This is a genomic window from Nocardiopsis sp. iso_237 (genome assembly GCF_056173345.1).
Map to the genome: position 1 here is coordinate 3,178,642 of NZ_CM149669.1, position 23,005 is coordinate 3,201,646.

At 71.3% G+C, this 23,005-nt stretch carries 22 protein-coding genes; 11 read left to right on the top strand and 11 right to left on the bottom strand.

The genetic code is table 11. The features are described 5' to 3' along the window. Positions 1–11 precede the first annotated feature (11 nt). Positions 12–1,373, top strand: coding sequence for an acetyl-CoA carboxylase biotin carboxylase subunit (locus tag AC0VYM_RS14555; protein ID WP_475462815.1), 1,362 nt, complete (start codon positions 12–14; stop codon positions 1,371–1,373). Positions 1,374–1,429: 56 nt separating this feature from the next. On the opposite strand, the gene AC0VYM_RS14560 is transcribed toward AC0VYM_RS14555, so the two are convergent. The 3 genes from AC0VYM_RS14560 to AC0VYM_RS14570 are packed head-to-tail and all read right to left on the bottom strand — an operon-like array spanning position 1,430 to position 3,416. Then, positions 1,430–1,813: a lipocalin-like domain-containing protein gene (locus AC0VYM_RS14560; RefSeq protein WP_475462816.1), complete on the bottom strand. Its 384-nt coding sequence runs from the start codon at positions 1,811–1,813 to the stop codon at positions 1,430–1,432. Between the two features lie 14 nt (positions 1,814–1,827). Then, entirely contained in the window at positions 1,828–2,580 is a 753-nt protein-coding gene (locus AC0VYM_RS14565) for a cyclase family protein (RefSeq protein ID WP_475462817.1), read from the bottom strand. After that, a complete protein-coding gene (locus AC0VYM_RS14570; RefSeq protein ID WP_475462818.1) occupies positions 2,577–3,416 on the bottom strand; it encodes an aromatase/cyclase in 840 nt (279 codons plus the stop codon). Before AC0VYM_RS14570 ends, AC0VYM_RS14565 begins: the two co-directional genes overlap by 4 nt. Positions 3,417–3,629: 213 nt before the next feature. Between AC0VYM_RS14570 and AC0VYM_RS14575 the strand changes: the two genes are divergently transcribed. Beyond that, complete coding sequence (locus AC0VYM_RS14575; RefSeq protein WP_475462819.1) at positions 3,630–4,424, top strand: AfsR/SARP family transcriptional regulator; 795 nt, start codon at positions 3,630–3,632, stop codon at positions 4,422–4,424. A gap of 35 nt (positions 4,425–4,459) precedes the next feature. Here AC0VYM_RS14575 and AC0VYM_RS14580 read toward each other — a convergent pair whose 3' ends face one another. Together AC0VYM_RS14580 and AC0VYM_RS14585 are read right to left on the bottom strand one after the other, a co-directional pair. Then, positions 4,460–5,383 carry an AfsR/SARP family transcriptional regulator gene (locus AC0VYM_RS14580; protein WP_475463042.1) on the bottom strand — a complete coding sequence of 308 codons (924 nt, stop codon included), beginning with the start codon at positions 5,381–5,383 and terminating at the stop codon, positions 4,460–4,462. A 109-nt stretch (positions 5,384–5,492) separates the two neighbouring features. Next, on the bottom strand, positions 5,493–6,530 hold the full coding sequence (locus AC0VYM_RS14585) for a ParB/RepB/Spo0J family partition protein (RefSeq protein ID WP_475462820.1): 1,038 nt from the start codon (positions 6,528–6,530) through the stop codon (positions 5,493–5,495). A 521-nt stretch (positions 6,531–7,051) separates the two neighbouring features. On the opposite strand from AC0VYM_RS14585, the gene AC0VYM_RS14590 reads away from it, so the two are divergent. The 8 genes from AC0VYM_RS14590 (at position 7,052) to AC0VYM_RS14625 (ending at position 15,096) form a co-directional block, all read left to right on the top strand. Then, positions 7,052–8,122, top strand: a complete 1,071-nt coding sequence (locus AC0VYM_RS14590; protein ID WP_475462821.1) for a methyltransferase — start codon at positions 7,052–7,054, stop codon at positions 8,120–8,122. A gap of 12 nt (positions 8,123–8,134) precedes the next feature. Then, on the top strand, positions 8,135–9,376 hold the full coding sequence (locus tag AC0VYM_RS14595) for a cytochrome P450 family protein (protein ID WP_475462822.1): 1,242 nt from the start codon (positions 8,135–8,137) through the stop codon (positions 9,374–9,376). A 17-nt stretch (positions 9,377–9,393) separates the two neighbouring features. Further along, on the top strand, positions 9,394–10,170 hold the full coding sequence (locus AC0VYM_RS14600; protein WP_475462823.1) for an SDR family oxidoreductase: 777 nt from the start codon (positions 9,394–9,396) through the stop codon (positions 10,168–10,170). A gap of 149 nt (positions 10,171–10,319) precedes the next feature. Continuing rightward, a complete protein-coding gene (locus AC0VYM_RS14605; RefSeq protein WP_475462824.1) occupies positions 10,320–11,255 on the top strand; it encodes an NADP-dependent oxidoreductase in 936 nt (311 codons plus the stop codon). Positions 11,256–11,324: 69 nt separating this feature from the next. Next, positions 11,325–12,005, top strand: a complete 681-nt coding sequence (locus AC0VYM_RS14610) for an O-methyltransferase (RefSeq protein WP_475462825.1) — start codon at positions 11,325–11,327, stop codon at positions 12,003–12,005. A gap of 106 nt (positions 12,006–12,111) precedes the next feature. After that, complete coding sequence (locus AC0VYM_RS14615) at positions 12,112–12,687, top strand: TetR/AcrR family transcriptional regulator (protein WP_475462826.1); 576 nt, start codon at positions 12,112–12,114, stop codon at positions 12,685–12,687. A gap of 194 nt (positions 12,688–12,881) precedes the next feature. Beyond that, positions 12,882–13,736 (top strand): cupredoxin domain-containing protein, encoded by an 855-nt coding sequence (locus AC0VYM_RS14620; RefSeq protein ID WP_475462827.1) that lies wholly within the window; start codon positions 12,882–12,884, stop codon positions 13,734–13,736. After that, positions 13,726–15,096, top strand: coding sequence for a multicopper oxidase family protein (locus tag AC0VYM_RS14625; protein ID WP_475462828.1), 1,371 nt, complete (start codon positions 13,726–13,728; stop codon positions 15,094–15,096). Before AC0VYM_RS14620 ends, AC0VYM_RS14625 begins: the two co-directional genes overlap by 11 nt. A 37-nt stretch (positions 15,097–15,133) precedes the next feature. On the opposite strand, the gene AC0VYM_RS14630 is transcribed toward AC0VYM_RS14625, so the two are convergent. The 3 genes from AC0VYM_RS14630 to AC0VYM_RS14640 are packed head-to-tail and all read right to left on the bottom strand — an operon-like array spanning position 15,134 to position 18,394. Next, positions 15,134–17,524, bottom strand: coding sequence for an ATP-binding cassette domain-containing protein (locus AC0VYM_RS14630; RefSeq protein ID WP_475462829.1), 2,391 nt, complete (start codon positions 17,522–17,524; stop codon positions 15,134–15,136). Beyond that, positions 17,521–17,931 carry a VOC family protein gene (locus AC0VYM_RS14635; protein WP_475462830.1) on the bottom strand — a complete coding sequence of 137 codons (411 nt, stop codon included), beginning with the start codon at positions 17,929–17,931 and terminating at the stop codon, positions 17,521–17,523. Before AC0VYM_RS14635 ends, AC0VYM_RS14630 begins: the two co-directional genes overlap by 4 nt. A gap of 10 nt (positions 17,932–17,941) precedes the next feature. Beyond that, positions 17,942–18,394 carry a helix-turn-helix transcriptional regulator gene (locus AC0VYM_RS14640; RefSeq protein WP_475462831.1) on the bottom strand — a complete coding sequence of 151 codons (453 nt, stop codon included), beginning with the start codon at positions 18,392–18,394 and terminating at the stop codon, positions 17,942–17,944. 163 nt (positions 18,395–18,557) lie between these two features. On the opposite strand from AC0VYM_RS14640, the gene AC0VYM_RS14645 reads away from it, so the two are divergent. After that, positions 18,558–19,580 (top strand): zinc-binding dehydrogenase, encoded by a 1,023-nt coding sequence (locus tag AC0VYM_RS14645; protein ID WP_475462832.1) that lies wholly within the window; start codon positions 18,558–18,560, stop codon positions 19,578–19,580. A gap of 44 nt (positions 19,581–19,624) precedes the next feature. Here AC0VYM_RS14645 and AC0VYM_RS14650 read toward each other — a convergent pair whose 3' ends face one another. From AC0VYM_RS14650 to AC0VYM_RS14660, 3 genes are all read right to left on the bottom strand, one after another. Further along, positions 19,625–20,275: a class II aldolase/adducin family protein gene (locus AC0VYM_RS14650; protein WP_475462833.1), complete on the bottom strand. Its 651-nt coding sequence runs from the start codon at positions 20,273–20,275 to the stop codon at positions 19,625–19,627. Then, positions 20,272–21,519 (bottom strand): 3-oxo-tetronate kinase, encoded by a 1,248-nt coding sequence (gene otnK / locus AC0VYM_RS14655; RefSeq protein ID WP_475462834.1) that lies wholly within the window; start codon positions 21,517–21,519, stop codon positions 20,272–20,274. The genes AC0VYM_RS14650 and otnK overlap by 4 nt, the downstream gene beginning before the upstream one ends. 91 nt (positions 21,520–21,610) lie before the next feature. Further along, the gene (locus AC0VYM_RS14660; RefSeq protein WP_475462835.1) at positions 21,611–23,005 is read right to left on the bottom strand and encodes a GntP family permease; all 1,395 of its coding nucleotides are present in this window, start codon (positions 23,003–23,005) and stop codon (positions 21,611–21,613) included.

The window sequence follows — 23,005 nt, forward strand, 5'->3', positions numbered from 1 at the left end:
CGGAGGCGCACGTGTTCGGCACGATTCTGATCGCCAACCGTGGGGAGATCGCGCTGCGCGTCGCGCGGACCTGCCGTGAACTCGGCGTCCGCGTGGTGGCGGTGTACTCGACCCAGGACCGCGACTCCGCGGTGGTCCGTGCGGCCGACGAGGCGGTGCTCATCGGACCGCCCCAGGCCAGGGCCAGCTACCTCAACTCGCTGGCGGTCCTGGAGGCGGCCCGGCGCACCGGAGCGGAGGCGATCCATCCGGGGTACGGCTTCCTCTCCGAGGACCCCGACTTCGCCGACGCGTGCGCGGAGAGCGGCGTCGCGCTGATCGGCCCCTCCGCGTCGGTCATGGCGCGGTTGGGGAGCAAGATCTCCGCGCGGAGGCTGATGGCCGACGTCGGTCTGCCCCTGCTGCCGGGCGGCCTGGACCCGCTCGACGCGGACCGCGCGCGGGCTCTGGCCGACGAGATCGGCTACCCGGTGATCCTCAAGGCCTCGGCGGGCGGGGGCGGGCGCGGCATGGAGGTGGTCCGGGACCGTGCGGACCTGCCCGGTGTGTACCGGAAGGTGCGCGCCACGGCCCAGATGCTCTTCGGTGACGGTCGGATCTACCTGGAGCGGTACCTCGAACCCGCCCGGCACGTCGAGGTCCAGGTGCTCTGCGACTCCCACGGTTCCGCCGTGCACCTGGGGGTTCGGGACTGCACCGTGCAGCGCCGCCACCAGAAGCTGGTGGAGGAGACCCCGCCGCCGGGCCTGCCGGAGGATCTGGTCGAGCGCATCGGTCGGGACGCGGTCCGGGGCGCCCTCGCGGCGGGGTACGTGGGGGCGGGCACCTTCGAGTTCCTGCTCGGCCCCGACGGCGCGCACTACTTCATGGAGGTCAACTGCCGGATCCAGGTGGAGCACCCGGTCACCGAGATGGTCACCGGCGTCGACCTCGTCGCGGAGCAGATCGGGATCGCGTCGGGGGAACGGCTCGCCCTGGGTGCCGAGGACGTCCGGCCGCGGGGCGTGTCGATCGAGTGCCGTGTCAACGCCGAGGACCCCGGGCGCGACTTCCTGCCCACGCCGGGAACGCTCACCGAGTTCGTCCCGCCCGGCGGACCCTTCGTACGGGTCGACACGCACGCGTACCCGGGCTACCGCGTCCCGCCCCAGTACGACTCCCTGATCGCGAAGGTCGTCGCGTGGGCGCCTGACCGGCAGCGGGCGATCCGGCGCCTTTCCCGGGCGCTGGACGAGTTCCAGGTCTCCGGGGAACAGGTGCGGACCACCCGGGACTTCGTGCAGGAGGTCCTGCGGCATCCCTCGTTCGTCGCGGCCGAGCACGGAACCGACCTGGTGGACCGTATGACCCGACCGGAGCCCGCCACGGCGTGAGGCACGCGCGGCGTCGGCCCGGGCCCTCGTGACGTGCCCGGGCCGACGCCGCGGCCTCAGCGCCCGGCGACCCTCCGCCAGCACAGCAGGCGTCGCCGCTCGCTCCCGTCGATGGTGGTGGCGGCGTGCAGCGTCAACCGGTCGCCCTCCAGCTCGGCCCGGCGGCTCTGCTCGGTGCCGACCCAGTCCGGCCGCGCGGCGACCTCGATCCGGTGCCGGACGTGGTCCCCACTGAGGGACCACCGTCCGGCGTAACCCATGAAACGCGGACCGGGACCGGAACCGGTCCGGGTCATACTGACGGAGACGTGTCCGTCGGCGGTGTAGATCAGCAGGCCCGAGGGCTCGGGGCCGAGCGGACCCTCTCCGGTCCGCCCGGCCCCGTCGACGTCGTGGAACGCCGTGAGCCGCCAGGTCCCCACCAGGTCGGTCGGGTCCATCCTTCGCCTCCCGCTCAGGACTCGTCGACGATGGCCACGACACGCGTCCAGCCGGCGCCCGCGCCGCCGACCGGCACTGGGAAGCAGACGGTGGTGAAACCGGTGGCGGAGGGCAGCCCGCCGAGACCGGCCAGCTTCTCCAGCTGCACGTACTCCCGGGTCCGGCCGTAGATGTGCGCGGGCCACAGGTGGCGTCGGTCGCCGGTGCGCCGGTAGTCCTCGATCATCGAACGCATGGGGCGGTCGAGTCCCCACGCGTCGATCCCGATCACCCGGACGCCCCGCTCCACCAGGTGGGCGGTCCCCTCGCCGGTGAGCCCCGCGTACGAGGTGAGGTAGTCCGGGCCGCCCCACAGCTCGTCGGCCCCGGTCCAGAGCAGGACGATGTCACCCGGGGAGAGCTCGTGCCCGATCGCGTCGAGCGCCTCCTCCAGGTGGGCGACGGTGATCCCCTCGCCGGCGGGCACGTGCCGCAGGTCCAGCCGGACCCCGGGACCGTGGCACCACTCCAGCGGTACCTGGTCGATGCTCCGGGCGGGGGCGCCGCCGCTGAACGGTCCGTAGTGGAGCGGGGCGTCCATGTGGGTCCCGGTGTGGGTCGTCAGCGTGACGGTCTCGTTGGAGATGGCCATCCCGTCCGGGAAGTCCGTCGGTGACAGGCCGAGCACGGTGGCGCCGTCTCGGTGGTCGAGGAGGTCGATCTTCACCGGGGTGGCCTCGCTCGGCGTGTCCCGCAGCACCACGCTCAGATCGACGAACCGTGTCATGCCGCGCGCTCCCCGCCCGCGAACAGCCGCTCCGCCTCGTCCTTCACCGCGCCGAGGTCGGCCACGCTGTTGCGCTCCACCGCGGCCTTGATCATCGCGTCGGCCTCCTCGAAGGTGTACACCCCCGCGACCTTCCCGTTCTCCGGTTCGCGGGGCCGGAAGTCGTGGGTCAGCACCAGCTGGGTGCTGGCCTCACCGAGGGGCAGCGCGCGCCACTCACCGCCCATGTAGCCCATGAGCGGCGCGTTCTCCAGCTGCCGGTAGGCGATGACCCTCCGTTCGGAGTCGATGTCGCGCCGGGAGACCCAGGACTGGATCGCGCCGTTGACGTCGACCACCAGTCGGGCGATCTGGTGCTCCGGCGACTCCTCCAGGATCTTCACGTCCTCCGTCGGGGGGAAGATCCGGGCGTAGCCCTCGACGTCGACCAGCACCTCCCAGACGGTGTCGGCGGGGGCGTCGACGGTGATGGTGTGCTCGGTATGGTGCATGGGGTTGGCCTCCGTGGCGCTCGACAGTCCCAGCAGTTCCTCGTGGTTGGCGTACGCCGCGTGGTAGTCGATCCTCGACCGCCAGCGGGAGATGTGCTCGTGCACGTGGGGGAGCTCGGAGAACGCGCGCAGCGTCTCCAGGTCGGCACAGGCGAACTGGGCCACGGCGTGGGCGGTCGTGCCCTTGGCGTCGTCGTCCACGGGCAACCGGAGGTGGTCGCCGTGGCCGAATCCCGTGACCAGACCCGATTCCAGGGCGACCCCGCGCAGTTCGGCGAAGAACTGTTCGCGCTCCTCTCCGGTCACCGATTCCGCGAATCGATAGATCAGGGTGTGGATGATCACCGCGATACCTCCGTGCTGGTTGACGGCCGTGCGCGTCGAACGTACGAGTCCGATCTCAAAATCCCCTAAACCCCCGCTGTACGGGTGTGTGGCCAGCGCGATCTGATCGCACACACGAACGCCTGCTTGCTAATGTCGCTGCGGTCGGCCGGTCGGGGGTGTCGGCCGCGAACCGGTGTCCGCGATCGCGGACTCCATACGGGGACGGGGAACATGGACATCAGGGTTCTGGGCTCTTTGTCGATCCACGAGAAGGGGCGCGACCTCATTCCGAGCGCGCCCAAGCTGAGGCAGCTCCTGTCCCTGCTGCTGATCAATGAGTCCCGCGTCGTCCCCACCCACGCGCTGCTGACGGAGTTGTGGGACGAGTCGCCGCCGCGCAGCGCGACGACCACGCTCCAGACCCACATCCTGCGCCTGCGCGTGATGATCGCCGAGTGGTTGGGGTACTCCACGGCCGTGGTCGCCGAGGAGGTCCTGCGGACGTGCCAGGGCGGATACCGGCTGACCCTGGGGCCGGACGGCTTCGACCTGCGCGAGTACCGCTCCCTGGAGACGCGCGGCGCCGAGCTGCTGCGGGCGGGCGACCTCGTGGAGTCGAGCTACCTGTTCACGCGGGCCCTGGACCTGTGGCGCGGTCCGGCGCTGGTTGACGTCCGGCACGGCTGGCTGCTGCGGACGGCGGTGGAGCGGCTGGAGGAGTCCCGGTTGAACACGGTGACGCTCCTCTTCGACGCGCACCTGCACATGGGCCGGCACCGCGAGATGCTGAGCGGTCTGGCGCGGCTCGCCGCCCGGCACCCCCTCAACGAGGGGCTGCACTCCCGGTTCATGCTGGCACTGCACCGGTCCGGTGACCGGGCCGGTGCGCTGGAGGTCTTCGCCCGGCTCCGCGAGAACATGGCCGCCGAGCTGGGGTGTGAGCCCTCACGGGAGCTGTGGCACCGGTGGCACGCGGTCCAGGTCTGCGACGCCGCCGTGTCGGAGGGGCCGGTCCCGGTCCGGTGACCGGGGACGGGCCCCGGCTCACCGGACCGCGGGGGTCAGAAGGAACTGGCCATCGCCGGAAGCTCCGGCAGTCCGCTGGAACACGGCAGCGCGATCACGGTCATTCCGTCGAGGTCGGAGTCGGAGGCCAGTACGGCCTGGTGGGCGGCCTGGAGCCTGCTGGAGGGTTCGAGTCCGAGCTCCGTGATCATGTTCTGACGGAGCTGCTGGAAGGTCTCCAGGGCGCGTGTGCGGTATCCCGAGCGATACAGCGCGATCATGAACTGGGCGTGCATGTCCTCGCGGAAGGGATGGCGGGACACCAGGGCCGCCAGTTCACCGAGCAGTTCGTGGTGCCGACCCAGCCTGAGCTCCAGTTCGATGCGCTGGTCGAGCATCGTCAGCCGGGACTGTTCCAGTCCGGCCACCTCGGCTCGGATCAGCGGACCCGGCACCACGTCGGCCACCGCGGGCCCGCGCCAGAGCCGCAGGGCCAGGCGGAAGTCCTCGGCCGCCGCGTGGAGGTCGTGCTCCTCAATGGCCCGGATACCCGCCTGACCGAGTCGGTGGTAGGCGTGCAGGTCGAAGTCTCCGAGGGCGGCGACGAACCGGTAGCCGTTCGGGGTGGTCTGGAGGACGTCGTTGGCGACCTCGGCCGGTGTCAGGCCCGTGGCCTCGGCCAGCTTCTTGCGGAGCCGGAAGACGTAGGTCTGGAGGGTCGCCGGAGCGGTCTTGGGCGGGCAGTCCTTCCATAACTCCCGCATCAGGGAGGCGCTGGGCACCATCCGAGAATAATTCAGGAGTAACAGGGAGAGCATCTTGCGCGGTTTCTGGGCGCTGGGTGAAATCTCTCCGGAAGAATGGTTGATGGAGAGTGGTCCAAGTACCTTGATGTCCACTTTGCCTCCGAGTGAAGTCCTTGTAGCGGAGGCGTGTCCAAGGGGATTCCATTCTTGCTCCGCCACCTGGTCATGGCTCATTGTATTCGTTGGCCACAGGGTGGTCAAGCTCCTTGAGAAAAGTCGTCAAGGGGCTTTATGAAGGTTAGTGGTATTCCCCTGTTGATTCGTGGCCAAAGTTGTGTCGGTGTTAAGGAGTCCTTAATTCAGGTAAATTCGCCGCAGGGTTCTCCGTCCTCACGGCGTCCGTCTCCCCGTGCCCGAGCGCGCGCTCCTCCAGTTCGTCGGCGAAGCGGTTCCAGAGCTGCGCGAGTCCGCGCGCGGCCTCCAGCGCGAGCAGGAGCGAGTGCGGTGGCAGCCGATCGACGTGGGCGCTGGAGGCCCCGGCGTAGCGGATGTGGGAGGTGAAGCTGCGGAGCAGGGCTCGCCCGGTCTCAGTGGAGCGCAGCGCGGGATCCCGCCGGAGCAGCGGCACGATCACCTCGGGAGGCCGGTCGGCGGCCCGATCGGGTCGGGTGCGCCCGGGCCGGTCTCTGGCCGTCGTCGCGCTCACCTTCGCCTTCTGTTCCGCCCTCTGGAGCCGGGGTGGAACGGGGTCGATCCCGGCACTGAGCCGTTGCCGCACGTCCCGGGCGGTCGCGGTGGAAGTCCCGGCCGCGTCGGCGATGCCCCGGAGCGAGGAGTCCGGGTGGTCCCTGATGAACCGGGCCGCCCGGCGTCGGGCCAGCGCGGCGTTGACCGGCCGCCGCCTGCCGTCGCGGCCCAGGCGGGTGTTCGACTGCTCGGAGCCGACAGTCGCACGCTGTCGGAGGGAGCCCACGGTGGACGCGGAGAGTCCGGCGGTCCGCGCGATGGCCCGGTCCGACCACTCGGGGTGCAGGGCCAGGATGCGCACGGCCGCCACGGTGCGGTCCGCGAGGGACAGCGGCAGTCCGTGGGTGGTGTTGGCGTGCACGGCGATGACGAAGGCGGCCTCCTCCGGCCCGTCGAACAGGCGCGCCCGGATCTCCTCGTCGCCGCGCAGCCGCGCCGCCGCCATGCGGTGCGCTCCGTCGATGACCCGCATGGTGGGGCGGTGGACCAGGATCGGGGGCAGGGGGTCCTCTGCCTGGGAGAGTGCCCGGACATGCTGCCGGTTCGGTCCGGACGACCGTGGTGAGTTCCCGTCGAGAAGGGAGCCGATCGGCACCGTGTGCACCGGGAGGCGTTCGACGGCGTCGAACGTCACCGGGGGAGGGGCTGTCGTGGAGCGGGTGCCGTCGGGGGTTCGGTCCCGGCGGGTGCGGAATTGACCACTTTGAGTAACCTCCACGTCACAAAAAGAGACTCTCCGGTGACTGCGGGATCAAGAATTGGCTACCAGCTCAGTTGGTAGAGACTAAAAGTGTTTCCGCGAACCTGTCAACAAAATGAGTTTTCCCAGCTCGTCCCTGTTCTCGGAATGGAAACGAGCCTCCTGCGGAGTTGTGTGACAACACCGGAGCGCCCCTGGCCTGACGAAATGCGCCGTTCCGTGTCCCCGGAGCGGAGGTCAATGGCGAACTGGCCGATTGTGGCCGTTCGGTGGCGCCCGAACAGTTCGCTTCCGGGACCGAAAGGGCGTCCCGCCCACACGCCGCGAACCCGAGCGGCGCCCTGGGCCCCGCTAGCGGCGTTCGATCGAAGTTTGAGAGGGGGCTGACAACGTTCCATCCGATCCGTCGCACTCGCGACACCCGAGGCGGCAGCGCACCCAGGAGGAAGCACGAGATGACCCAGACGCAGGACGCACCGACGGTCGACCCGCAGGACGAACTCCGCGCGATCTACATCGCGCACTACCGTTTCCAGTACCTGAGCGCCGCCTTCGAGTCCGGCCTGTTCTCGTACCTGGCCGAGCGGCCCGGCGCGACCAGGGCCGAGATCGCGCGCCGACTGGAGATGCAGGACCAACCGACCCGCATCCTGCTGCTCGGCTGCACCGCCTTCGGTCTGGTGCGCAAGGACGGCGACCGCTACCGCAACAGCGAGATCACCGAGCCGCTCACGACCGACACCGACCAGGTTCCGGCCGCGTTCATCCCGTACCACCAGCACATCACCTACCGCCCCATGGGCTGGTTCCTGGAGTCGCTGCGGCAGAACAGCAACGTGGGTCTGCGCCGGGAGTTCGGTGAGGACACGAAGAGCCTCTACGAGCGGCTGACCACCGACCCGGCTCTGGAGCGCGCCTTCCACAACGCCATGGGCGGGTTCAGCCAGAAGGTGTCCGACGAGCTCGCGGAGAGCCTCGACCTGTCCTCCTTCAACCACGTGCTGGACATCGGGGGCGGCACCGGTGTCAACGCGACCAAGCTCGCCCGCAAGTGGCCGCACCTGCGGATCACCATCGTCGACCTTCCCACGGTGGCGAAGGAGGCCAACGAGCGTGTCGCGGAGGCCGGGCTCGACGAGCGGGTGCGCGCGGTGGGCCTGGACGCCTTCGAGGACGAGTTCCCCGAGGGTGACTTCGACTGCGTGCTCTTCGCGCACTTCCTGGAGATCTGGTCCGTGGAGCGGATCCGCGCGGTCGTGCGGAAGGCCGCGCGGGCGGTCGGCCCGAACGCCGGGATCTTCGTGGTGACCCCGTTCCAGGACGACGACGAGACCGGTCCCCGGCACGCCGCCGAACTGTCGGCCTACTTCCACGCCGTCGCGTCCGGTGAGGGCATGGTCTACACCCCGAGGGAGTACGAGGGCTGGATGGCCGAGGCCGGCTTCACGCCCTCCGTGCGCTTCTACGTGAGCAACCTGGTGGATCACATCGTGATCTCCGGGACCAAGACCGCCGACGCGAGCTGACCGGAGGCAGGCATGACGACCGAGACGACCGGACGGTGCCCCGTCGTCCTGGACCGCACCGGAGCCGACGTCCACGCGGAGGCGGCGCGGCTCCGGTCGCACGGTCCGGTGACCCCGGTGGTGCTGCCGGGGGACGTCCGGGCATGGTCGGTCACCGGCCACGACCTCGTGCGGCGGGTGCTCACCGACCCCCGGATCTCCAAGGACCCGCGTCGGCACTGGACCGCCTTCGCCAACGGGCAACTCGACCCCGACTGGCCGCTGCTCGACTGGGCGGGCGACAACATGACCACCGCGTACGGCGCCGACCACACCAGGCTGCGCGGCCTGATCTCCCGGGCGTTCACGCGGCGCCGCGTCGAGGACATGCGACCGCGCGTCGAGCGCATCACCCGCGCCCTCCTGGACGACCTCGCCGCCGTCCCCGCCGGTGAGGCGGTCGACCTCAAGGCCGGGTACGGCACCCCGCTTCCGGGCCGGGTCGTGTGCGAGCTCTTCGGGGTGCCCGAGGAGTCCCGTGACGCGGTGCTGCGCGGCGGCGAGGCCAACACCGACACTCGGATCGGCGGCGAGGAGGCCAGGCGCAACGTCGAGCAGTGGCAGCGGGCGATCGGGGACCTCATCGAGGCCAGGCGCCGCGAGCCCGGCGATGACCTGACCAGCGCGCTCATCCGGGCACGCGAGGAGGACGGCTCCCGGCTCAGCCAGGACGAACTGCTCGGCACGCTGAACCTGATCCTCAGCGCGGGCTCGGGGACGGTGACCAACCTGCTCTGCAACGCGATCGTCGCCCTGCTCACCCACCCCGACCAGTACGAGCTGGTCCGTACGGGGCGGCGCGGCTGGGAGGACGTCGTGGAGGAGACGCTCAGGAACCAGTCGCCCATCGCCCAGCTGCCGTTCCGGTTCGCGGTCGAGGACGTCGAACTCGACGGCGTGGTCGTCCCTCGCGGGGAGCCCATCCTCATCGCCTACGCCGCCGCCGGACGGGACCCGGACCTGCACGGCCCCACGGCCGACGCGTTCGACATCACCCGGGAGCGCAAGGACCACCTCTCGTTCGGCCTCGGAACCCACTTCTGTATGGGCTCCTCCCTGGCTCGGCTGGAGGCGGGCATCGCCCTTCCCGCCCTGTTCGAGCGCTTCCCGGACCTGAGCCTGGCCGTGGCGCCCGACGAGCTCGAACCCCGGGGGTCGTTCATCATGAACGCCCACGCCGGACTGCCCGTGCGCCTCACGCGCCCGACCCCATGACGAACGGGAGGACCCCTGTGGAACTCGACGGGAAGACGGCGCTGGTGACCGGCGCCTCGCGTGGCATCGGGCGAGCCATCGCCCAGCGGCTCGCCGGTGAGGGCGCCGTCGTCGCCGTGCACTACGGATCCAACTCCGAGGCCGCGCGGGAGACGGTCACGGCGATCGAGAAGGACGGGGGTAGGGCGTTCGCGGTCCGAGCCGAGTTCGGGACGGACGGCGACGTGGAGACGCTGGCGGCCGGGCTGCTCTCCGGGCTGCGGGAGCACGCCGGACGCGACCGGTTGGACGTCCTGGTCAACAACGCGGCGACGGTCAGCTTCAGCACCCTGGAGCAGCTGAAGCCCGCCGAGTTCGACCGACTCGTCGCCGTCAACACCAAGGCCCCACTGTTCCTCGTCAAGCGGCTGCTGCCGGTCCTGTCCGACGGAGGGCGGATCGTCAGCGTCTCGACCCTGGCGGCCCGTACGGCGGTGCCCGCGGTCGCCTACGTCATGAGCAAGGGCGCCCTGGACATCATGGGGCGCAGCCTCGCGGTGGAACTGGGTCACCGGGGCGTCACCGTGAACACCGTGGCCCCGGGGATCACCGACACCGACGTGTTCGCCTCACTCCGGGAGTCCCCCGAGGCGCAGGCCGGGGTCCGCGCGGCGACCGCCCTGGGGAGGGTCGGGCGGCCCGACGACATCGCGGACGTGGTCGCCTTCCTCGCCTCCGACCGCGCGCGCTGGATCACCGGTCAGGTCATCGACGCGACCGGTGGCCTGGCACTGCGGCCCCGCACGCTCCACTGACCGCTCGGGGCGGACCGGGGCGGGGACCGGTCCGTTCCCGGACTCCCTCGCGCAGAATAGTCAGGTTGGTTGACTTGTTTGATTAGGGTCGCTTATAAAGGTGCCTGACCATGCTTGGCGGGAAGTAACGCGAGAGAAGGAGAGAGATCATGAAGGCGATGCGCTTCCACTCCTACGGAGACAGCGACGTCCTGGTCCTCGAAGAGGCGGAACGCCCCGTGGCGGCTCGGGGGCAGGTGGTGGTCCAGGTGGCCGCGACCGCCTTCAACCCGGTGGACGTCCCGATCCGCGCCGGGGTGGTGAAGGAGGTCTTCCCGGTGGCGTTCCCGCACATCCCCAACTACGACGTCGCCGGAGTCGTCGACGAGGTGGGCGAGGGCGTGGTCGGCTGGGAGGTCGGGGACCCCGTGGTGGCGTTCCTGCCGATGACCGCGCCCGGCGCCGCCGCCGAGTACGTGGCCGTGCCCGCCGACACGTTGGCCGCGGCGCCCCATACGACCGGTGACCTGGCCGAGGCCGCGGCGCTGCCCTCGGTCGGGGTGACCGCCTGGCAGTCGCTCTTCGAGCACGCCGACCTGAAGCCGGGGCAGAACATCCTGATCAACGGCGCGGGCGGCGGGGTGGGTCGGTACGCCGTCCAGCTCGCCTCGCGTGCCGGAGCCATCGTCACCGCCACCGCCAGCGCCCGCAGTCGTCACCGCGTCGGTTCCTACGGCGCGAAGCGCGTCATCGACTACACCGCCACCCCGGTTCCGGAGGCGGCGGCCGGGGAGCGGTTCGACATCGTGCTGCACCTGGTGCGCACCGGCCCCGAGGAGACGGCGGCGCTGGCGGAACTGGTCGCCGACGGCGGCGCCTTCGTCAGCACCACGGTCGCACCGCCGGAGGACCTCGGCCGTGGCGTCCGCGCGGTGCAGGTGTTCGCGCGCAACGACGCCGACCAGCTCGCCGAGCTGGTCCGGCGCGTCGACGCCGGAGAACTGCGGATCGACGTCGCCGAGCGGCGGCCGATCTCCGACCTGGCCGCCGTCCACGACCTCGCCTACGACGGGGAGCTGGAGGGGCGGACCATCCTCATCCCCTGAACCGAGCCCTCCCTCACTGTTCCGTGACCGGTCGGTGCCGGGAGACCCAACGACCCAAGGAGTGTCCCCATGTCATCGACGCTGTACTCGGAACCGGTCGTCTCGACCCTGGAACGGCTGCGGGCCGCAGAGGGGCGACAGAACATGGCGGAGGCCTTCGCGGAGGCCGGGGTGGACGTCACCGCCGACTTCCCCCTCGACCTGAGCCCCGCCGAGCTCGCGGAACGGGCGAAGGACATCATCATGCCGGTGTCCGGGGAGGCCGGGGATCTGCTGTACCTGTTCGCCCGGGCGGCCGGGGCCCGCACCGTGGTGGAGTTCGGCGCGTCGTTCGGCGTCTCGGCGCTCTACCTGGCCTCCGCCGTGCGCGACAACGGCGGCGGGCGGGTGATCACGACCGAACTCCAGCGGGACAAGGCACGGCTGGCGAACGAGAACTTCGCCGCCGCAGGACTGGACGACATCGTCGAGCTCCGGGTCGGTGACGCGTTGGAGACGCTGGCGGACCTGCCCGACGAGGTCGACCTCCTGCACCTGGACGGGTGGCCCACCCTGAGGCTGCCCGTACTCGACCTGGTCCAGCCCCGGCTGCGGCCCGGTTCCCTGGTGGTCGTCGACGACATCGACCTCGACGTCGGCCGGGACATCAACAAGGACTTCCTCGACCACGTCGACGACCCGGCCAGCGGGTACCTGTCCCTGCGGCTCCCGGTCCACCAGGGGGTCCAGGCCTGCCTCAGGCTCGGCTGAGCGACCGAATCCGGCCAGGGGTCGGCGGGCCCCACGCGGGCGCGCCGACCCCGCCGTGGTGGGGTGGGGGTTGACAGAAGTCGGATGTGAGTGTGTACTCACAATCATGAGTCCGAAAGACGGAGGGCGTTCCACGGCGGAGGCGCGCCGGGTCCTGATCCTGAAACACGCGGTGTCCGCCTTCGCGAAGAGCGGCTACCACGCGACCCCGGTGACCGACATCGCTGACGCGGCCGGGATCTCCCAGGCCTATGTCTTCCGCCTGTTCGGCAGCAAGCTGGGGCTGTTCACGGCGACGCTGGAGCTGTGCTTCGAGCGCGTCGAACAGGCCCTGCGCGAAGGGGCGGAGGGCTCCCTCGGGGGCTCGGCCGCCCAGGTCCTGGAGGGGATGGGCGACGCCTACGCCGCGCTGATCGCCGACCGGGACCTGCTCATGATCCAGGTGCACGCGCAGAGCGCCACCGACGTCCCGGAGATCCGCGAGGCGTTCAGGAAGGGCTACGCCTCGGCGGTCACCCTGGCGCACTCGCTCTCGGGAGGCACCCGCGACCAGGTCCAGTACTTCTTCGCCATGGGCCTGATGTGCCACCTGATCACCGCCCTCGACCTGGACGAGGTGGACGCCCCGTGGGCGCGCACCCTGGCCAACGGCATGACCCACCACCCCCGATCCACGGGGTGACGCGGCCGGAGCGGTCCGTCCCCTGACGTCCGCCTGAGCCGTCCCCTCCTCGTTCGTGCCCGCTGAGAGGCGGGCACATATTCGGCTCATGTATGTGAGTGAGTGCTCACACAATAGCTGTTCACGACACCGTCGCCTCGCCCCGCAGCGGTCCGCAACCCCGTGCACGACCCCCGACCCAGAGAGGCGACGCCATGACAGCGACCCCCGAAACCCGCGCCGACGCATCCGGCGGGACCGGACCCACCACGGGGACGGCTCTCGTCTCCACCCTGGTGCTGACCACCACGACCCTCGTCGCCACCCTGGTCACCGCCGGGGGAGTCAACCCGGTGCAGGCCTCGCTGGCCCTCCTGCCCCTGGCCGCGGCCCTGGGCTACTGGCGCGGCGCCCGCTGGGCTCCGGTCGCCGCCGTCCTGGCCGTCCTCGCGCTGCTCCCGACGCGTGCGGTCGAACTCTCCTTCGACCTGACCCGACCCGGCGACGCCGTCCCCTTCGCGGTGGCCGCGCTGACCGTCCTCGCCGCCGGAACCGCCCTGACCACCGCCGTGCTGTACCGGTCCGAACGCACCGGAAGCCCCTCACGCCGCCGGTCCGCGATCGGTGTCCTCCTCGGCGCGGCACTGGGCGCCGTGCTCGGACTCGGCATGGTCCTGGCCAGCCCGCAGGCCGACGACACCGGCGACCTCACCGACGCGGAGGTCGCCGCCCTGCCCACCGTCGACATGGTGAACTTCCGCTTCGAGCCCGGCCAGCTCCGGGTGGCGGAGGGCCAGCCCGTCGCCTTCCGCTTCACCAACGACACCGACAAGTCGCACAGCTTCGCTGTCGAAGCGTTGGGGATCGACACCACCGTCCCCAGCGGCCGGACCCGTACGGTGGTCGTCGAGGCCGACGCCGGTACCTATCCCTTCGTCTGCACCGTGGGCGACCACGAGGAGAACGGGATGGTCGGGAGCCTGATCGTGGTCGGCCCGGGCGGGAACGCCACCGGCGGCGAGGACACGGCGGACACCGAGCAGGCGCGGGGGACCGGCCATGAGCACTGAGCCCGTCTCCCGGACCTCCCCGCTCGCCCGCCGGGCCTTCCTCGCCGCCGCCGGGGCGGCGGTCGCCGGGGCGGCCGCCCTGCCCGTCCTGCTCCGGGCGGAAGGCCCGGACCTGCCCTCCGACCGACCCGAACTCCCGGACCTGCCCGAGGTCCCCCTGACCACCGGCGCCGACGGGGTCCGGGTCGCCCGGCTGGCCGCGGAGTCGACCGGCACCGGACTGGCCTACAACGGCATGAGCCCCGGCCCGCTGCTGAGGGTGCGCGAGGGTGACACCGTTCGGGTGGAGTTCGAGAACACCATCGACGCGCCCAGCAGTCTGCACCTGCACGGACTGCCGCTCACCCCCGAGGTCGACCAGCCGCTGCACCACGTGCTGCCGGGAGAGTCCCACGCCCAGGAGTTCCGGGTCGCGGAGGGCTGCGCGGGCACGCACTGGTACCACCCGCACGCCCACGGAGACGTGGAACGCCAGACCCTGGCCGGGCTGGCCGGGCCGATCGTCGTGGAGGGACCCCTGGACCGGGAGGTCCCCGCGCTGGACGCGGCCGACGACCGACTGGTGATGTTCACCCGGTCGGGACGTGAGGTCGTGGCCAACGGCGTGGACCAGCCCCGGGTCACCGCGCGCTCGGGGCTCACCCGGCTGCGGCTGCTCAACGCCACCGCCGGCGACCACCTGCTCCTGGGATGCCGGCGTGAGGACGGCACCGCGGTGCCGACGCACCTGGTCACCACCGACGTCGGCCCCGTCGAACGCCCCCGGGAGGTCGAGGAGGTCCTGCTCGCCCCAGGCGAGCGCGCCGAGGTCCTCGTGGACACGTCGGGGGAGGGGCGCCTCGCCCTGGTCCGCCTCCCCTACTCGGTCTACGGACCGGGAGGGGAGGCCAACGAGCAGCGGACCCTGCTGGTCGTGGAGGTGCCCGCCGGGCACGAACCGGTGGCCCTGCCGGACCACCTGCTGCCGATCGAGGAGCTGGACCCGGAGGACGCGGTCCGGACCAGGGAGGTGGTCTTCGGCGCCACCCCCGACGGCTCCTTCACGATCGACGGTCGGATCTTCGACATGGACCGGGTGGACGCCGAGGCGCGGCTGGACACCCTGGAGATCTGGGAGGTGGTCAACGACCACGGCAGTGACCACCCCTTCCACCTGCACAGCTACCCGGTGCAGGTGCTGGACCGCGACGGGGCGCCCGAGCCCTTCCGGGCCTGGCGGGACACCGTGAACGTCCCGGCCGGGTCGACCGTCCGCCTGCTCGTGCCCCTCCGGCACGGCGCGGGCCGGACCGTCTACCACTGCCACATCCTGAACCACGAGGACCTGGGCATGATGGGCGTCCTGGAGGTCACCGCGTGAGGCCGGGACCGGCGCGCCGCCGGTCCCGGCCCCGCCGTCAGCCCCCGACGAAGTCCGCCAGGTGCTGGCCGGTGAGCGTCGAGCGGTCCGCGACGATCTCCGCCGGAGTGCCCTCGAAGACCACCCGGCCGCCGTCCTGGCCCGCCCCCGGGCCGAGGTCGATGATCCAGTCGGCGTGCGCCATCACCGCCTGGTGGTGCTCGATCACGATCACCGACTTCCCGGACTCCACCAGCCGGTCCAGCAGGCCCAGCAGGTGCTCGACGTCGGCCAGGTGCAGGCCGGTGGTCGGCTCGTCCAGGACGTACACCCCGCCCTTCTCCGCCATGTGCACGGCCAGTTTGAGTCGCTGGCGCTCGCCGCCGGACAGCGTGGTGAGCGGCTGGCCCAGGCTCAGGTACCCCAGCCCCACGTCGGTCAGCCGGTCCAGGATCCTCTGCGCGGCCGGGGTCCGCGCCTCGCCCTCACTGAAGAACACGGCGGCCTCGGACACCGACATCGCGAGCACCTCGCTGATGTCGCGCCCGCCCAGGCGGTACTCCAGCACCGAGGTGTCGAACCGCCTGCCGTCGCACTCCTCGCAGGTGGAGGCGATGCTGGCCATGAACCCGAGGTCGGTGTAGACCACCCCGACGCCCTTGCAGACCGGGCAGGCGCCCTCGGAGTTGGCGCTGAACAGCGCGGGTTTGACCCCGTTGGCCTTCGCGAACGCCTTGCGGACCGGTTCGAGCAGCCCGGTGTAGGTCGCCGGGTTGCTGCGCCGCGAGCCGCGGATGGGGCTCTGGTCGACGGCCACCACCCCCGCCGCCACGGCCGAGGCCGCCTCGACCAGCGACCCCTGCACGAGTGAGCTCTTGCCCGACCCCGCCACCCCGGTGACCACCGTGAGCACCCCCAGCGGGATGTCCACGTCCACGTCGCGCAGGTTGTGCGTGTCCGCGCCACGGACCTCGAAGCGGCCGGTGGGGACGCGCACCTCCTCCTTGAGGGCGGCACGGTCGTCGAGGTGGCGCCCGGTGGTGGTGTCGCTGCTCCGCAACCCCTCGACCGTGCCCTCGAAGCAGACGGTGCCGCCCGCGGCTCCGGCACCCGGGCCGAGGTCCACGACGTGGTCCGCGATCGCGATGGTGTCCGGCTCGTGTTCCACGACCAGCACGGTGTTGCCCTTGTCGCGCAGCCGCAGCAGCAGCCGGTTCATCCGCTCCACGTCGTGCGGGTGCAGCCCGGCGGTGGGTTCGTCGAAGACGTACGTGGTGTCGGTGAGCGAGGACCCCAGGTGGCGGATCATCTTGGTGCGCTGGGCCTCACCGCCCGACAGCGTTCCGGCGGCCCGGTCGAGCGAGAGGTAGCCCAGCCCGATCTCCACGAACGAGTCCAGGGTGCGCCGCAGCGCCTCCAGCAGGGGAGCGGCGGACGGTTCGTCCAGGTCCCGCACCCACGCGGCGAGGTCGCTGATCTGCATCGCGCACACCTCGGCGATGTTCACGCCCCCGATCCTCGACGACCGGGCCGCCTCGCTGAGGCGGGTCCCGCCGCACACGGGACAGTCGGTGAAGGTCACCGCGCGCTCCACGAACGCCCGGATGTGCGGCTGCATCGCCTCCTTGTCCTTCGACAGGAACGACTTGCGCAGCTTGGGGATCAGACCCTCGAAGGTCAGGTTCGACTTCTCGACCTTCACCTTGACCGGCTCGTGGTACAGGAAGTCCCGCATCTCCTGCTCGGTGTACTCGCGGATCGGCTTGTCCGGGTCGAAGAACCCCGACGCCTTGTAGGTCCGCACGGTCCACCAGTCGTCCGACTTCCAGCCGGGGATGGTGAACGCCCCCTCCGACAGCGACCTGGAGTCGTCGTAGAGCTCACGCAGGTCGAAGTCGGTGACCTTGCCCCGGCCCTCGCAGTGGGTGCACATGCCGCCGGTGCGGGTGAAGGTCTGCTTCACCGTCTTGCGGTCACCGCGTTCCACCGTGATGGCGCCGCTGGCCCTGACCGAGGCGACGTTGAAGGAGAACGCCTGCGGGGAACCGACGTGCGGCTGGCCCAGGCGACTGAACAGGATGCGCAGCATCGCGTTGGCGTCGGTGGCGGTGCCCACCGTGGAGCGCGGGTCGGCGCCCAGCCGTTCCTGGTCGACGATGATCGCGGTGGTCAGCCCGTCGAGCACGTCCACGTCGGGCCGGGGCATCGACGGCATGAACCCCTGGGCGAAGCTGCTGTAGGTCTCGTTGATCATCCGCTGCGACTCGGCGGCGATCGTGCTGAACACCAGCGAGCTCTTGCCCGAACCGGAGACCCCGGTGAACACCGTCAGGCGGCGCTTGGGGATCTCGATGCCGACGTCCCGGAGGTTGTTCTCCCGGGCCCCGTGCACCCGGATCAGTTCGTGGACGTCAGCCGGATGCGGTGCGTCGGGGTGTTCCCCGGTCACCGGTCCTCCTTGATCCGGACCAGGTTCCCGGCCGGGTCGCGGAAGGCGCAGTCACGGACGCCGTAGGGCTGGTCGGTGGGCTCCTGCACGACCTCGGCCCCCGCGGCCACGATCCGCTCGAAGGCGTCGTCCAGGTCCGGGGTGGCCAGGTTCAGGAACGCGTAGGTGCCCTTGGCCATCATCTCCGAGATGACCCGGCGCTCCTCGTCGGTGACCCCGGGGTCGGACACCGGGGGCTCCAGGACCACGGAGGTGTCCGGCTGACCCACCGGGCCCACCGTGATCCAGCGCATGCCCTCGTACCCGACGTCCAGTCGGACCTCGAAGCCGAGGACGTCCCGGTAGAAGGCCAGCGAGGCCTCCGGGTCGGTGTGCGGCAGGAAACTGGCGTTGATCTTGATGTCCATGCTGGTCACACTACGACTGGCCGGGCCGCCGCGCTTCTTGATTCCTGATCGGTCTGGTGACCTGACGGACCACGCACGAGGGCATGCCCTCCGCCTCGCCCACGGCGTGCCTCCGGTAGGCGCTGGGCGGCATCCCGACCAGTTCGGTGAAGCGGGTGCTGAAGGTGCCCAGGGACGAGCAGCCGACCTCGAAGCACACGTCGGTGACGCTGAGGTCGCCGCGCCGCAGCAGCGCCATGGCGCGCTCGATGCGCCGGGTCATGAGGTACGAGTACGGCGAGTCGCCGTAGGCGCGCCTGAACGCGCGGCTGAGGTGTCCCGCCGACATGTGGACGTCCCGGGCCAGCTGCTCGACGTTGAGCGGCCGCGCGTACTCCCGGTCGATCCGGTCCCGGACACGGCGCAGGCGCGCGAGGTCGCTCAGGTGCTGCTCGGAGGTGGATCTACTGGTCACGCGACTCATCGTGCCACGGGGGGACGACGGACTCCAGACGACCCGGCGGCACGGGCGTCCCGACCCCGCCGAAGCCGCCCCGAGGCGGGCCCCGACACGCTATCTTGCCAGTCGTAACCAGTGGATCACGATGGGTCACGGCCGAGGGGTCGGACCCCGAAGGAGGCAACCGATGCGAGCGGCCCTGATGTACGGCGCCGGTGACGTACGGGTGGAGGACGTGCCCGATCCGGAGCTGGTCGATCCGACCGACGCCCTGGTGCGCGTGGTGCGCACCTGCGTGTGCGGCAGCGACCTGCACGCCTACCGGGGCATGGCCGCCTCCGAGGAGGGGGTCCGGGCCGGGCACGAGTTCGTCGGCGTGGTGGAGGAGACCGGCGCCGAGGTCACCTGGGTCAGGCCCGGCGACCTCGTGGTGTCCCCGTTCTCCTACGCCGACCACACCTGCGGACTGTGCCGGGAGGGACTGCACACCTCCTGCGCGGACGGGGGGCTGCTCAGCGGGGCCCAGGCCGAGGTGGTCCGCGTCCCGCGGGCCCAGGGCACGCTGGTCCGGCTGCCGGTGCGGGAGGAGTCCGCCCTGCTGCCCTCGCTGCTGACCCTGGCCGACGTCTACCCCACCGGACACCACGCCGCCGTGACCGCCGGGGTCGGCCCCGGCACCTCGGTCACCGTCGTCGGTGACGGCGCGGTGGGCCTGCTGTCCGTGCTCGCCGCGCGGAGGAGGGGCGCGGAGGAGATCATCCTCATGGGGCGCCACAAGGACCGTACCGACCTGGGCCGTGAGTTCGGGGCCGTCGAGGTGGTCGCGGAGCGCGGCGAGGAGGGGGTGGAGCGGGTCCGGGAACTGACCCGGGGCGAGGGCACCCACACGGTGATCGAGGCCGTCGGCCACCTGGACGCCTACGAGACGGCACTGGGCGCGGTCCGCCCCGGCGGCACCGTCAGCCGCGTGGGCCTGCCCCAGTACGAACAGGGGCCGATCGGGATGTCGGCCATGTTCGCCGCGAACGTCACCCTCACCGGCGGCCCCGCTCCCGTGCGCGCCTACATCGAGGAACTGCTTCCCGACATCCTGGAGGGCAACGTCCACCCGGGCCTGGTCTTCGACCACGGCTCCGACCTCGACGCCCTCCCGGAGGGCTACCGGCTGATGGACCGGCGCGAGGTCCTCAAGGTCCTCGTCCAGCCCTGACACGGCGGGACGCCCCCGAGGGCGTCCCGCCGTCGTCCCGGGGCTCACACGTCCCAGGTGGTCCCGTAGCGGTCGGTGAGTTCCCGGACCTCCTCGGGGGAGAGCACCGAGAACGTGCTCCCCCTGAGGGCGACGACGACCCGCGCCGCCTCCTCCAGTTCGATCGCCCCGGCCAGGGCGATCCCCGGGTCCGCGCCCGCCACCAGGGAACCGTGGTTGGCGAGCAGCGCCGCGTCGAACCTCCCCGGCAGCTTCGCGAGGTTCTCGGCCAGCCGGTGGCTCCCGGGCGCGGCGTAGGGGACCAGGGGAGCCTGTCCCACACGCATCACCAGGTAGGGCGTGATGGGCGGCAGCGCCGACGAGGCCGACCACGCGGGCAGGCAGGAGGCCGCCGTGGAGTGCGGCGAGTGCAGGTGCACGACGGCGCGCGCCGACCCGGACCTGCGGTACATCTCCAGATGGAGCGGGAACTCCTTCGACGGGGCGGGACCGTCGGTGTGCGTCCCCGCGTCGTCCAGCACGGACAGGCCCTCGGGCTCCAGATCCCCCAGGGAGACCCCGGTCGGGCTCATCAGGACGGTGCCGCCGATCCGGACCGAGACGTTGCCCGAGGACCCCGGGCTCAGCCCCAGGTCCACGGCTCGGCGTCCCGCCGCGCACAGCTCTTCGGCGGCGCGCCGTGTCTGCTCGTTCACGCGCCCTCCTCCCACGCCCGCACGAACAGGTCCTCGGCGCCGAAGTTCCCGGACTTCAGCATCAGGTGGATGTCCTCACCGTCGCGGTGACCGAGCATCCACGCCACACCGGGGTCGACCTCGGGGCCCAGGGTCAGCGAGCCGACGCCGAGCCGACGCACCACCGCTCCGCTGGTCTCACCGCCCGCCACCAGGAGCGCGTGCGTCCCGGCGGCCACCAGGCGTTCCGCGATCTCCGCGAGGGCCCGCTCGATCACCGGAGCGTCCGCCGTGTCCACGACGTCCTCCGGCGACGCGGTCGCGTACACGACGAACGGGGTGGCCTCGCTGGCCAGCGCCTCCGCGACGGCGTCGGACACCACGGCCTCGAAGTCCGACCGCAGCTCGGCGGCGCGGATCCGGACCCCGGCGCCCGAGGAGAGGGCGTGCCGCACCTGCCCCTGGGTGGCCCGGGAGGCGCTGCCCGAGAGCACCACGCGCGGACCGTCGGGCAAGGTGAAGTCCGAGCGCTCGTCGGCCCGGGGACCGGAGAGGCCCTGGGCGAGCGCGCTGCCGCCGGTCAGCAGACGCAGGTCGTCCGTCGCGGCGGCCAGCACCCGGAGGTCGGCGTCGCGCAGGGCGTCCACGACCACGAACCGGGCGCCGGCCTCCCGGGCCGCGCCGATGGCGGCGCGCACCGCGTCGGCGCCCTGGGACACCACCGGCCACGGCACCAGGGCCACGTCGTCCGCGCCCCGGCTGAGCTGGGGTTCGAGCAGGCGGAGCAGGTTCGAGTCGGTCATGGGCGTGAGCGGGTGGTGGCGCATGGGCGACTCGTCGAGCGGCTCGTCGCCGACGAACAGGTGGCCCCGGTAGACGGTGCGCCGGTTCGCGGGGAAGGCCGGGGCGATGACCGTGACCTCCTCGCCCAGGGCCTCCAGGACCGCCTCGGAGACCGGACCGATGTTCCCCTCCGGGGTGGAGTCGAAGGTGGAGCAGTACTTGACGTAGAACCGTTCACACCCGGCCCGGCGCAGCCACGCCAGCGCGTCCAGCGACACCGCGACGGCCTCGTCGACGGGCATCGTGCGCGACTTCAGGGCCACGACCACGGCGTCGGCGCCGTTCGCGGCGTCGAGCGTGTGCCGCTCACCGTGGTCGTCCGCTCCCAGGACGACGGTGGTGCGGAAGCCCGCGGACGTGAGCGTGATGGCGAGGTCGGTGGCTCCGGTGAGATCGTCGGCGATCGCGCCGAGGGTCGCCATGGGTTCTCCTGTGGATCGATGGTGGTGGACGGACGGGGGGAGACGGCGGGGAAGGGTGTTCCGTGGAGGGGAACCCCCACGGAACACCCCTCTAGACGAGGCCGGTCGCGATCATGACGTTCAGGACGGCGAACCCGGTGAGACCGGAGATGACCGAGGCCACCCCGATGGAGCGGATGCCCTGCCCGACGGTCATGTTCGACAGCGTCGTGGTGACCCAGAAACCGGAGGAGTTCGCGTGCTTCATGATCTGCGCGCCGGTCGCGCAGGCCAGGTACACCACCAACGGTGAGAGGTCGAGGGCGGGCAGGAGCGGCTGCATGATCGCGGCCGAGGTCATGACGCCCAGGATGTTGGAGCCGGTGATGGTGCACACGGCCGCCGCGATGAGGAACGGGATGATGACCGCGGACATCCCCGTGCTCTCGATGGCCGTCGCGACGTTCTCGGCCACCCCGGTCTCCCGGACGATGGTGGCCAGGGCGCCGCCGACACCGGTCAGTGCCAGGGGCATCGCGGCGATGCGCAGCCCGGACTCGAACAGGTCGTTGAGCGTGGCCTTGTCCCGCCAGCGCCCGCGGAACAGCGGGAGGGCCAGGACGCAGGCGAGGAACAGTGCCACCGTCGGCTCACCGACGAAGAGTACGACCGCGGTGAACCAGTTGCCCTCCGTCAGGACCGGGGCGGTCAGGGAGGCGACCACGATGAGGACGATGGGCGCCAGGATCGGGAGCAGGGAGCCGAAGAGGCCCACCTGGGGCGCTTCGGGAGCACCGGTGGCGGCGTCGGAGGACGTCCCGGCGGACCCGGTCGACCCCGAGGCCCCGCCCTCGGAGGCGTCGGCCAGGTGCGCGACGAACTCGGGCTTGGGCGGAACGTACGTCTTGATCCGCGAGAGGTAGAGGGTGGCCGCCAGGACACCGGGGACACCCACGGCCAGGCCGTAGAGGATGGCCTCGCCCATGCTCACGTCCAGCAGGGACGCCGAGGCGAGCGGGCCGGGGCCCGGCGGGATGACCGAGGTCATGACGTAGGCGCCGATGTAGAGGATCGGGCCGAGCTTCATCATCGAGATGCCCGTGCGGTAGGCCAGGGCGGAGACGATGGGGATGAGCATGACGACGGCGGTGTCCGCGATGAGCGGGATGCCGAGCACCGTGGAGGCCAGGGCGATCGCCCAGGGCACCTTGTTCTCCGAGAACAGCCGCAGGGCCGTCTCGGTGATCTTCATGGCCGCGCCGCTCAGTTCGAGCATCTTGCCCAGGACGCAGCCGAAGATGACCAGGAGGCCGACGTTGGCCAGGGTGTTCCCGAACCCGTCCTTGACGAGTTCGATGGTTCCGGTGCCGCCCATGCCCAGGACGAGTCCCAGGGCGACGACCACGATGAACAGCGTGGCCACGGGGTGGACCTTGAACCGCGCGATGAAGACCACGAGGACGACGATGGCGCCCAGGAACGCGAGGAGGGTGAAGACGTCTGACAT

What these genes read in the sequence shown, in the direction of transcription:
- AC0VYM_RS14560 (WP_475462816.1), bottom strand. Translation starts at nt 1,813, where the DNA reads ATGGACCCGACCGACCTGGTGGGGACCTGGCGGCTCACGGCGTTCCAC.
- AC0VYM_RS14565 (WP_475462817.1), bottom strand. Translation starts at nt 2,580, where the DNA reads ATGACACGGTTCGTCGATCTGAGCGTGGTGCTGCGGGACACGCCGAGC.
- AC0VYM_RS14575 (WP_475462819.1), top strand. Translation starts at nt 3,630, where the DNA reads ATGGACATCAGGGTTCTGGGCTCTTTGTCGATCCACGAGAAGGGGCGC.
- AC0VYM_RS14580 (WP_475463042.1), bottom strand. Translation starts at nt 5,383, where the DNA reads ATGAGCCATGACCAGGTGGCGGAGCAAGAATGGAATCCCCTTGGACAC.
- AC0VYM_RS14590 (WP_475462821.1), top strand. Translation starts at nt 7,052, where the DNA reads ATGACCCAGACGCAGGACGCACCGACGGTCGACCCGCAGGACGAACTC.
- AC0VYM_RS14595 (WP_475462822.1), top strand. Translation starts at nt 8,135, where the DNA reads ATGACGACCGAGACGACCGGACGGTGCCCCGTCGTCCTGGACCGCACC.
- AC0VYM_RS14605 (WP_475462824.1), top strand. Translation starts at nt 10,320, where the DNA reads ATGAAGGCGATGCGCTTCCACTCCTACGGAGACAGCGACGTCCTGGTC.
- AC0VYM_RS14610 (WP_475462825.1), top strand. Translation starts at nt 11,325, where the DNA reads ATGTCATCGACGCTGTACTCGGAACCGGTCGTCTCGACCCTGGAACGG.
- AC0VYM_RS14615 (WP_475462826.1), top strand. Translation starts at nt 12,112, where the DNA reads ATGAGTCCGAAAGACGGAGGGCGTTCCACGGCGGAGGCGCGCCGGGTC.
- AC0VYM_RS14620 (WP_475462827.1), top strand. Translation starts at nt 12,882, where the DNA reads ATGACAGCGACCCCCGAAACCCGCGCCGACGCATCCGGCGGGACCGGA.
- AC0VYM_RS14625 (WP_475462828.1), top strand. Translation starts at nt 13,726, where the DNA reads ATGAGCACTGAGCCCGTCTCCCGGACCTCCCCGCTCGCCCGCCGGGCC.
- AC0VYM_RS14635 (WP_475462830.1), bottom strand. Translation starts at nt 17,931, where the DNA reads ATGGACATCAAGATCAACGCCAGTTTCCTGCCGCACACCGACCCGGAG.
- AC0VYM_RS14640 (WP_475462831.1), bottom strand. Translation starts at nt 18,394, where the DNA reads ATGAGTCGCGTGACCAGTAGATCCACCTCCGAGCAGCACCTGAGCGAC.
- AC0VYM_RS14645 (WP_475462832.1), top strand. Translation starts at nt 18,558, where the DNA reads ATGCGAGCGGCCCTGATGTACGGCGCCGGTGACGTACGGGTGGAGGAC.
- otnK (WP_475462834.1), bottom strand. Translation starts at nt 21,519, where the DNA reads ATGGCGACCCTCGGCGCGATCGCCGACGATCTCACCGGAGCCACCGAC.
- AC0VYM_RS14660 (WP_475462835.1), bottom strand. Translation starts at nt 23,005, where the DNA reads ATGTCAGACGTCTTCACCCTCCTCGCGTTCCTGGGCGCCATCGTCGTC.